2 protein-coding genes are annotated in these 2,162 nt (G+C 48.0%); both read left to right on the forward strand.

Features of this window, described 5'->3' with window-relative positions:
• Nucleotides 1-165 precede the first annotated feature (165 nt).
• The gene (locus tag KDK16_RS06330) at nt 166-1,428 is read left to right on the forward strand and encodes a NupC/NupG family nucleoside CNT transporter (protein WP_257254584.1); all 1,263 of its coding nucleotides are present in this window, start codon (nt 166-168) and stop codon (nt 1,426-1,428) included.
• A 323-nt stretch (nt 1,429-1,751) separates the two neighbouring features.
• A partial coding sequence (locus tag KDK16_RS06335; protein WP_257275211.1) for a glycosyltransferase family 39 protein occupies nt 1,752-2,162 on the forward strand: 411 nt, incomplete at its 3' end.

The raw sequence follows: 2,162 nt of genomic DNA on the forward strand, positions 1-2,162 counted from the left end.
ATGCCCCGAGACTCTGTTTAAAGGTGATCATCCTTGCTGATACCTGAGGCGAATTTTAGATAGGGTTTGTCATTATTATGTTTTTATTCGGTAATTACTTTCTACTAAAGCCAATAAATATATAAGTATAATGCCCCGAGACTCTGTTTAAAGGTGATCATCCCCATGCAACACATGCTTATAAGCCTGGTAGGAATCGCAGTCCTGCTGGGTATTGCAATACTGCTTTCGGACAATCGTAAAGCAATAAAATTGCGAACGGTGGGTGGTGCCTTTGCCATTCAGGCAGGTATCGGCGCATTTGTTCTGTATATCCCCGCCGGACAATACATTCTGGAAGCTATTACCAACGGCGTAAATGCTGTTATGGGATATGCTAATAATGGTATTGGTTTTCTCTTTGGCGAACTGGCCAGCTTCAAACTGGGCTTTATATTCTTTGTCCATGTTCTCTCAGTCATTATCTTTTTTGCGGCTCTGGTAGCGGTGCTCTATCACCTTGGTATCATGCAGCTTGTCATCAAACTACTTGGCGGTGCTCTGCGCAAATTACTCGGCACCAGTCGCACAGAATCACTGTCTGCTGCTGCTAACGTTTTTGTTGGCCAGACTGAAGCACCTCTGCTGGTTCGTCCTTTCATCAGCCGCATGACTCAGTCCGAACTCTTTGCCGTTATGGTGGGTGGTTTGGCTTCCGTTGCCGGTGCGGTCATGGTGGGCTATGCCAGTATGGGGGTTGAGCTTAAGTACCTGATTGCTGCCAGTTTTATGGCAGCTCCGGGTGGCCTGTTGATGGCAAAAATTATCAAGCCTGAAACCGAGAGACCTTATGATGATATAGACGACATTGAGCAGCAGAACGCTGAAGATAAGCCAGCTAACATTTTCGATGCGGCTGCTTCGGGTGCTGCCAGTGGGCTCAAACTGGCTGCCATGATCGGTGCTATGTTACTGGCTTTCATCTCCCTGATTGCCATGCTCAACGGTTTGCTGGGCTGGGCTGGTGGTTGGTTCGGTTATCCGGACCTGACTATCGAGCTGATCCTGGGTTATGCATTCTCTCCTCTGGCTTACCTGATCGGTGTACCTTGGTCTGAAGCTCTGACTGCGGGCAGCTTCCTGGGTCAAAAAATGATCGTTAACGAGTTTGTTGCTTTCAGTAGTTTGGCAAACTATGTCGATGCTGAAGCAGCAGCGAAAGCCGGTGTTGCCTTGTTGTCTGATCGTTCCCAGGCGATTCTGACCTTTGCTTTGTGTGGTTTCGCTAACATTTCATCCATTGCTATTTTGCTGGGTGGTCTGGGCTCCATGGCACCTAACCGTCGTCATGACATCGCTCGTTTTGGTTTGAAAGCGGTTGTAGCTGGTACACTTTCAAACCTCATGAGTGCTACTATTGCGGGTCTGTTTCTGACGCTGGCCGTTTAAAGCGCGTTGCCGGATGGGTCGGAAATGACCGGCTCGTCCAATGCTTCCTGTCTGATTTCGCTATTTTTTCCATATTCCCCTTATACAGATCCTTGGTCTTTAACCTGCAGGACTGGATCAAAATGAAATGATCATCATTCATTAATTGACTTTTTTTTAGACAGCACTTGTCGTAGAGTAATAGGCCGGTTTGTTCTGTTTCAGTTTGGAGAAAGCTGTAAACAGATTCAAAGAGTTTGCCCACCATCTGCCTGATAAAGAATGCTAAATGGTAGTGGAATGATGGTTGAAGGCTTTATCCAATCCTTTTAACCGGGGGTTTCATGCAGGAACGAGGGCGAGTTGTCTCCTGGGGTATCATTATTGTGGTGCTCCTGATTCATTTAGCCATGGCACCCGGAGTGTCGCTGGGTGTCGATGAAGCTCACTATGCACTTTATGCCCTGTATCCGGCCCTCAGTTATTTTGATCACCCGCCTATGGTGGGTTGGTTACAGACCTTGATAGCCCCTCTGGGTTACGATGAATTTACAGTAAGGCTTGTCCCTGCGATTCTTTATGCGTTGAGCAGTTATCTGGTGTTTAGACTCAGCGGGATTCTCTTTCCTGATGGCCCAGCCTGGGTGGGGCTGGTTGCCGTCTTTCTGATCAATACGGCACCTATGCTGCAACTGATGGGGTGGGGGCTGGTGCCCGATCTGCCTCTGATGGTCTTTGGTCTTTTGTCTCTGGAA

The organism is Endozoicomonas sp. SESOKO4, assembly GCF_024606275.1.

Bases quoted from the DNA above. Each gene is read 5' to 3' on its own strand.
- KDK16_RS06330 (WP_257254584.1), top strand. From the start codon at position 166: ATGCAACACATGCTTATAAGCCTGGTAGGAATCGCAGTCCTGCTGGGT.